Source organism: Bacillus sp. N447-1, assembly GCF_022701035.1.
Lineage (GTDB): Bacteria > Bacillota > Bacilli > Bacillales > Bacillaceae_G > Bacillus_A > Bacillus_A cereus.
This window is the reverse complement of sequence record NZ_CP065509.1, coordinates 2,790,001-2,797,500: the sequence shown is the minus strand read 5'-3', so window position 1 is coordinate 2,797,500 and position 7,500 is coordinate 2,790,001. Positions and strand designations below refer to the sequence as shown.

The following is a 7,500-nucleotide window of genomic DNA, read 5'->3' as shown; positions in this document are numbered from 1 at the left end:
GCATCCTGGGGCTGTAGTCGGTCCCAAGGGTTGGGCTGTTCGCCCATTAAAGCGGTACGCGAGCTGGGTTCAGAACGTCGTGAGACAGTTCGGTCCCTATCCGTCGTGGGCGTAGGAAATTTGAGAGGAGCTGTCCTTAGTACGAGAGGACCGGGATGGACGCACCGCTGGTGTACCAGTTGTTCTGCCAAGGGCATAGCTGGGTAGCTATGTGCGGAAGGGATAAGTGCTGAAAGCATCTAAGCATGAAGCCCCCCTCAAGATGAGATTTCCCATAGCGTAAGCTAGTAAGATCCCTGAAAGATGATCAGGTTGATAGGTTCGAGGTGGAAGCATGGTGACATGTGGAGCTGACGAATACTAATAGATCGAGGACTTAACCATATAATATGTAGCAATGTTATCTAGTTTTGAAGGAATATGCCTTCATAGTTTGGTGATGATGGCAGAGAGGTCACACCCGTTCCCATACCGAACACGGAAGTTAAGCTCTCTAGCGCCGATGGTAGTTGGGACCTTGTCCCTGTGAGAGTAGGACGTCGCCAAGCAACTTTAAGACGAGTCAGAATGACTCGTCTTTTTTGTATGCTTTCATACCTCTATCAATTGCATTTTTAACCCCTTCTAAATAAGAAAATCCATATTTTTTATCTGGCTCTAAGTAAGTTCCTTCCGCCCACTCGTTCCATGCGTTAATAAATAAAAACTCGCTGTTATAAAAAGAGTAAGTACGATGAATTTGCTTGCTTAAATATATGGTGAACTTTTCAGGGGTAGAACCTACAAAGATGCTGCTATTCGCGTTTTTACGTCGTGCAGTATTATCCCAATCAACAAAAGCCCCGGGAAATGTTTTTTTCTTTGGGAGCGATCGTTGTAATATATACATCCATACTTTATCGTAGTCCCAAACATTTAATTGCATATCAGAATCATATATTACCTTATTTATGTCTGAAGAGCTATCATGGGCAATTGTATAGAAAGGTTCAAACTGAATGCTGGCATCGAATCCATTTATATTAGGTAGTGGAAAACTGTTTAATGTTTCAGCAAAGTATATACCTTTTAAACCATTTTCTCGCGCTAATGCATTCCAGTAATTAAGCATTTTTTCACAATCAGGAATATGTCCTGGACGATAAATAATGAATAGAGGTTTATTATCTATATAAATATATCTCTCATCTTGGAAAGCCTGTAATAAATAATCAAAGTGTTCCTTCCAATCAGATATATCTCCGTAGTCTTGAGGCATTAATATATGTTTATCGAGACCATCCCAAGATTTTGTCCATGGTTCATTTGCCCAAGAAAGACAAAAAGGGAAGTCAGGTTCCTTCATCTTTAGTACCTCATTAAAGGGTGTTTCTAATAGTCTTTTTCCCTTAAACCAGTAATGATAATAACAAAAACCATATATACCGTATGCTTTAGCGATTTCCGCTTGCCACTTTCTTACGGAGGGGGTAGTTAAGTCGTAATAAAAATCTTGATAAGGTTCCCTAGGTTGATAATGTCCTGAAAATAAAGGTTGTGCACTTTTAGTATTTGTCCATTCAGTAAATCCTTTCCCCCACCATCGATCATTTTCTTTAATTTGATGGAATTGTGGTAAGTAAAAAGCAATTATTTTCAAGTTATATCCCCCTCATGTTTTTCGTAGTTCAAGTGTTGGGAAGTTATTCTTGATTTGGTGAAGCAATTTTAAAACAAGAGATATGTTATCTGTTTACTGTCTTTTTATGGTATGTATTGGATTTTTTTAAGCTTACTTAATAAGAGAGTATTAGGTAATTTGATATATAGCTGAAATAGAAAGTGCTTTTCGTCATGAAATTTATTACGTTGAATGAAAGGAATTAAATTTTTTGAAGGACAAAGAGGGCCTGTGGTAATCGATTTACATCATCAAAAAAGTCTTGTAGCTTTAAATATTTCTCATAATGATTTTCAATATAAGTCCTAGGTATAACAGTTTCTCCGTAAAAACTACTATTTCTAACATCTCCTGCACCAGTAGGACTGTGAACAAATTTGCCGTTTTCATAATCCGAGATGGCGCGATGTATATCTGGAAAAGCTTGAGATAAAGTTTTATGCCATCCTGTTTGAATTAATTCAGGATGTTCTTGGAATTGTTGACAAAAATCAAGAAAATAGCGCGCTTGTGTTGTTGCGATGAAGATTCCACCAGGGCGAAGAACTCTTGAAAATTCTTTTACCCAATTTTCGGCAGTTGCTTCGGATAAATGTGAGAATACAGAATAAGCGAATATGATATCTAATGAATTGTTACTAATAAATTCTACAGGGGGATGTGGACTTGCTGTTTTATATATCCCTCTTCCTAGTGTTTCATTACAAAGTGTGATCATCGCAGGATCGACATCAATGCCAAGTAAATTTTGATCAGAGGCATCTTTAAATAAGAAGCGTATAATTCTTCCCCATCCGCAGCCGAAGTCTAAAACTTTACTTTCTTTATTCAAGGGAACCCCTAAATTTTGGGCGTATTCTTTTATATGTCTATAAAACAAATATGCTTCGTAAAGAGCATGTTCATAGGAAGCACCTACAAATTGTTTTTGAATTTCTTCAGGAGGAAACCTAGGTACGGGAACCTCATTTATCGTTGTTTGTGAACAACTTTGTATAAATAAATTTAGAAGTTCGACATCAGATAGTGAATTAACAAGATGATCAAAATCACTTCCTAACTTAAATTTATTCATTTGTTAAACCTCCGAATTATATAGTGATTAAACTTTATTTTCTTGCTTTTTACTAATAAAAACATGTAAAAATTCAGCATCTAACCCTAGTGATCTATCCTTTTGTAAATAAACAATGGTATACATGTTTGCGTGTATATAAATATATTCAATCATATCCTGCCCCCAATCGAACGTTACTAAAGATCCATTCTCATCAATAGGGTTTCCATGATAAATGGGCTCTTCAATATATTCAATCACTTCTTGATTCATTCTTGCTCTTTGCACAGTTTTTGTGAGTGTATGATACCAAGGGACAGTAAATACATGAGCGCCGCCAGGTTTTAATACTCGTTCTATTTCTTTAAAGGCTTTGTTTGGCGTCATTACATGCTCAAAAACGTCTTGAGTAATGAATAAATCAAAAGATTCATCTTCAAAAGTCATGTCTTCTAAGTTCTCACATCTAATACCTTGAAAGTATTGGCCAAGAGGATAATTTTTAAAGTATTGAGAATAAGTATAGTTTTTACAGTTTTTTAATAGTAGCTGAGTTGTAATTCCTCCAGGAGAGGATTCGTGGATACTATAGGAATCCCATTTTGGAAAAAATGTATGCAAAGCATGGATAAAAGCTCGCTGCCTTGGTATAGAGTTACATGTAGAACATAAATAATGATCTCTAAGCCAATCATTATGCTCTATAAATGTAGCTTTCTTTTCGCAAATAACGCAGTACCCATTATTGTGTTTCAAATTGATTTCCACACGACATCCCTCCTATGTTAAATGCAATCTATTTATGGAAAGTATGATACACGTCAACAATCAGCGAAATCAAAGGGGGAATGGGTGAAAGTTAGGTATTTTTTAAAATTGCGATTAGGAGAAGGGAATAATCAGTTGAAGAGAACCCCCAATCGAATTAAAGTTTCACTTTATGCTATGCGATGCATCAGCTTTTATTCATGGGAAAATGTATAGACTTAAAATATCCCTTTCGTGTATGGGTACATTTCAAAATCCTGTGCGTATATTTCTGTAACTAAATCCATAGTTTCTTTATCATAAAAGCTTTCGTATGTTGGAAATCGTGGGAAGTCTGTATCTGTAATGCTAAGTTCTGCATAGCTCCCTGCATAAATCATCTTGTGTGCGCGATGATGATCTGAATTTGTAAGAAGTGCTAAAGGGGATTTTATCAAATCGTACGTGTGTTCTAGTTTGGTGATTTGTGTATTAAAATCTTCTAAAGGAATATAACATTGGATGAAGTTTTCTTCACCAGGGACGTATTGTTGACTAAAATGTATATCTAGCGCTAGAGAATTGGAGCTGAATGCCTGAACGTAATATAAAAATTGTTTAAATGATATTCCTTGATTACTATATTTGTCATTATAAAAATAATGACGGATACTTTCCCATTGAGGGCTAGCATATGGGTTGTCAGCAAGTAATAGAAATGAGCTGACAGCCCTTGTATAGGGATTTCGCACAAGTTTACAAACATCCTTTTTACCCTCTAGAAGACCATTTTGTAACTCTGGTATGTAATTTGTATTGTTCTTATACACCCAGAACTCATAGTAATGAATAAAGTCATTGTATTTCTTTGCTTCAGTAAATAATCCGATTTGAAAAAAGAACCAATTAGCTAACGCGGTGCATCCGCTTCTATGACTCCAAAATAGTATAATTGGAAAGTCTTTATGGTAATGCGGAATTCGATCTTTATGTAGAATTACATGATTTAAAAGTTCTTGATTTATATTCTTCATGAGTTCAGCACTCCTTTTTGGGAAATTTGTGTATGTAGACGTTTTTTTATGGGTTAAACAAGTGAGGATTGTTTATTAAATATATTCATGGGGATGAGTAAATATTATGAGTGTTTTTGCAGTCAATCTGAATAAGGAAGCTATTCTAAAATGAAAATAGAAAATAAAGATAATGAAAATTTATAACAAACATACAATGATAAGAAGATGAATAATCGAAATGATCCAGTTTATTTGTGTATATTTTTAGGTTTGACGACGGAAAAATTTATTACTAGAGAGATGATATTATGAGGAAGAATAATTATTTAATAGTAGGTGGAAATAGTTTCATTGGTATCAACCTCGCATTGGGTTTATTGAAACAGGGCAAAATGTAAAAGTATTTTCCAGACATATAAATAATTTTCCTCAAAATATTGTAAGTGAAGTTGAATTTATTAAAGGTGATTTAAAAATGTTGAGGATATATATAAGGCTTTAGTGAATATAGATATTATTATTTATTTAGCTGCGACGTCTAACGTAGCAACTTCAATTGAAGATGTTTTCGGTGATATTAATAGCAGTCTATTTTTTCTTAATTTCATGGAAAGTGTTAAAGATTTTCGTATTAAAAAAATTATATTAGCTTCTTCGGGAGGCACAGTTTATGGTGAACCTGAATATTTGCCTATTGATGAGAAACATCCATTAAGACCACTTTCCCCATATGGAATAACAAAAGTTTCGCTGGAGAATTATTTGTATTTTTATAAGAGAAAATATGGAATAGATTATGTTGTATGTAGATATTCTAATCCGTATGGAAAATACCAAAACCCCTTAAAAAAAGTAGGGGCGATAAATTGTTTTTTGTACCAGCATCTCAGTAATGAAAGGATTCATATATATGGGAATCCAGAGGAGATTATTAGAGATTATATTTATATCGATGATTTAGTTGAAATTACTATACAACTAGCACAATTAAATCAATTGAAATCTTGCGTATACAATATAGGGAGTGGCAAAGGTCTTTCTTTAAAACGAATTATAGTGGAATTAGAGAAAATAACAGAAAGAAAAGTGGATTTTATCTGTTACAAACAAAAACAAGAGAACGTTCAAAAAATCATTTTAAATATTGATAAGATAAAACAAGAATTGAATTGGGAACCTAAAATAGATTTTAAACATGGGATTAGATTAAATAAGCTATGGATTGAAGAGTTCTTATATAGTAAAAAATAATAACCCACACTCTACTTGTATAAGCAGAGCGTGGGTTATTATTTTGCTTCTTTTTTTATAACCCAAAGGTCTTGATGTTCCCACCAAAATCCTTCAGTATACTTTTTGATAATTGGGTTATGGGGTAATAATTTAATTTTGTCACACACGTAAGAGGGACTAACTATCGTTTGTCCGTATTGATTCACATCTAAATCGAATTGTTCACTAGAAGAGAGAAACCAATAGCCCTTTTCATTTAAATTTGGAAACCCGAAGTATTTTTTGCTTTGATAGCCATGGGTTGTGAAAATGAATAAACCACCAGGTGAAACAGCGTTATACAATGTTTGCAGCCAACGAAACCAAGTTGTATCAGGCATATGAGAGAAAAAGGATAGACAAAAAACGATATCGTACGTAGAGGAGTCCAATTTTAACTGTTCAGGCTCAGGATGAGATAATATAGAAGAATTATTTAATTTGTTTTCAATAAAGGAAATAGCCTCTTCGTGTATATCGCAAGCGGTTATACTCGAATTCGCTTGTAGATTTAATAAATGACGTGTTACGCAGCCGTATCCGGATGCAAATTCTAACAATTTAATTGGATTGCCTGTAGGAGGATAAAGGGAAGTAATTAAGTTTAAGAGTATTTGTGCTGAGTTTTGCCCATCTTTAAAGTAGTAATCTATCGCTTCTTTTTTTGATGGGAAGACGGGATTAGTGACAATGAACTGAAAGATATGATCCTCAGGATGGATACTTGCATTTACATTATAGTTGTGTGCGATTTGAGAAATTAAATCTTTATGTTCCTCTATAAAGTCTTTCAAAGAGTATTCCTCCCTTAAGTAATAGTAGCAACTTACAAGAGATATTGATGGCATAGAAAGCACATGTTTAAATTTTTAAGTATGCTTTAAGATGCTTTCTATATGTATACATTTTCATTTTAGAAATGTCGTCGATAGTAAATCTTTCTTTAATGAAATTTTGCATTTGTACAACTTCATTGTAATGGGAGTATGAATCTTCTGTTCTCGTTACGCTATTTAAATGTCGTCTATGATAGTTTAAGGGGGATGGATTGAAGTAAATATCTCCCTCTGTAAGAAGAGAAACATAGAAAAACCAATCACCAGCTATTTTGAACTTCTCTAACTGTTTTTCTGTTTTCTTCATATCTATATTTTTAAAAACTACACTTGAAACATTAGGTATAGTGTTTTTGATAAGTAACGTATCTTGTATTTCTTCGACGCCTTTTCGAAAATAGGGGCCTTTCCATTTTTCTTTATCGATATCATTTGTGTAATTTAAATAATGATTAGCCAATACATTTCCTTGTTCATCAATTTGTTTTGATTGTGTGTAACTTAAGGTAATATTGTTATTTATATAAAACCCCTGTATCACCTCTTGTAAAAATGTCTTATCGCATAAGTCATCGGCCTCTGCGATCCAAATATAATCACCAGTTGCTGCAGAGACTCCTTTTATCCATTGTTTAAATACGGAACCAGAGTTTTTATCATTAATAATCTGTTGAACATTCAGATGGGGCTTATTTTCTTTTGAGAGCAGCTTTTTAAAAGTTGATACGCTATGATCAGTGGAGGCATCGTCTAAGAAAATTAGTTCGTAAAGAGGGTAGGTTTGGTTTAAGATTGATTTGATTCGAGCAGGTAAGTATTTTTCATAATTATAGTTCGGTATGATTACACTTATCTTTTTGTAATTATGTTCGAGAAGATCTAGTAATTGATAAATGTAATTAAGAAAATTGA

General features: G+C 33.8%; 6 protein-coding genes, 2 rRNA genes and 1 pseudogene (2 of these 9 cut by a window edge). 3 read left to right on the top strand and 6 right to left on the bottom strand.

What is annotated here, in order from left to right:
- Positions 1-384: ribosomal RNA gene (locus IQ781_RS14010) — 23S ribosomal RNA — on the top strand (it extends 2,525 nt beyond the left edge of the window).
- Between the two features lie 48 nt (positions 385-432).
- Positions 433-548: ribosomal RNA gene (gene rrf, locus IQ781_RS14005) — 5S ribosomal RNA — on the top strand.
- Between the two features lie 14 nt (positions 549-562).
- Here rrf and IQ781_RS14000 read toward each other — a convergent pair.
- The 4 genes from IQ781_RS14000 to IQ781_RS13985 form a co-directional block, all read right to left on the bottom strand.
- Positions 563-1,639: a glycosyltransferase WbsX family protein gene (locus IQ781_RS14000; RefSeq protein WP_050229089.1), complete on the bottom strand. Its 1,077-nt coding sequence runs from the start codon at positions 1,637-1,639 to the stop codon at positions 563-565.
- Between the two features lie 223 nt (positions 1,640-1,862).
- On the bottom strand, positions 1,863-2,735 hold the full coding sequence (locus IQ781_RS13995; protein WP_060634652.1) for a class I SAM-dependent methyltransferase: 873 nt from the start codon (positions 2,733-2,735) through the stop codon (positions 1,863-1,865).
- Positions 2,736-2,762: 27 nt separating this feature from the next.
- Complete coding sequence (locus tag IQ781_RS13990; RefSeq protein ID WP_060634651.1) at positions 2,763-3,485, bottom strand: class I SAM-dependent methyltransferase; 723 nt, start codon at positions 3,483-3,485, stop codon at positions 2,763-2,765.
- Between the two features lie 218 nt (positions 3,486-3,703).
- The gene (locus IQ781_RS13985) at positions 3,704-4,498 is read right to left on the bottom strand and encodes a sulfotransferase family 2 domain-containing protein (protein ID WP_000790047.1); all 795 of its coding nucleotides are present in this window, start codon (positions 4,496-4,498) and stop codon (positions 3,704-3,706) included.
- Positions 4,499-4,788: 290 nt separating this feature from the next.
- Between IQ781_RS13985 and IQ781_RS13980 the strand changes: the two are divergent.
- A pseudogene (locus IQ781_RS13980) lies at positions 4,789-5,731 on the top strand (NAD-dependent epimerase/dehydratase family protein).
- 38 nt (positions 5,732-5,769) lie between these two features.
- Here the strand turns inward: IQ781_RS13980 and IQ781_RS13975 are convergent.
- Together IQ781_RS13975 and IQ781_RS13970 are read right to left on the bottom strand one after the other, a co-directional pair.
- Positions 5,770-6,546 (bottom strand): class I SAM-dependent methyltransferase, encoded by a 777-nt coding sequence (locus IQ781_RS13975; RefSeq protein ID WP_060634650.1) that lies wholly within the window; start codon positions 6,544-6,546, stop codon positions 5,770-5,772.
- A 67-nt stretch (positions 6,547-6,613) separates the two neighbouring features.
- On the bottom strand, positions 6,614-7,500 hold the final stretch of the coding sequence (locus tag IQ781_RS13970; RefSeq protein WP_060634649.1) for a glycosyltransferase. 1,045 nt of this gene lie beyond the right edge of the window; the window shows 887 of its 1,932 coding nt (coding positions 1,046-1,932); the start codon falls outside the window, past its right edge; the stop codon is at positions 6,614-6,616.

Bases quoted from the DNA above. Each gene is read 5' to 3' on its own strand.
- IQ781_RS13995 (WP_060634652.1), bottom strand. From the start codon at position 2,735: ATGAATAAATTTAAGTTAGGAAGTGATTTTGATCATCTTGTTAATTCA.
- IQ781_RS13985 (WP_000790047.1), bottom strand. From the start codon at position 4,498: ATGAAGAATATAAATCAAGAACTTTTAAATCATGTAATTCTACATAAA.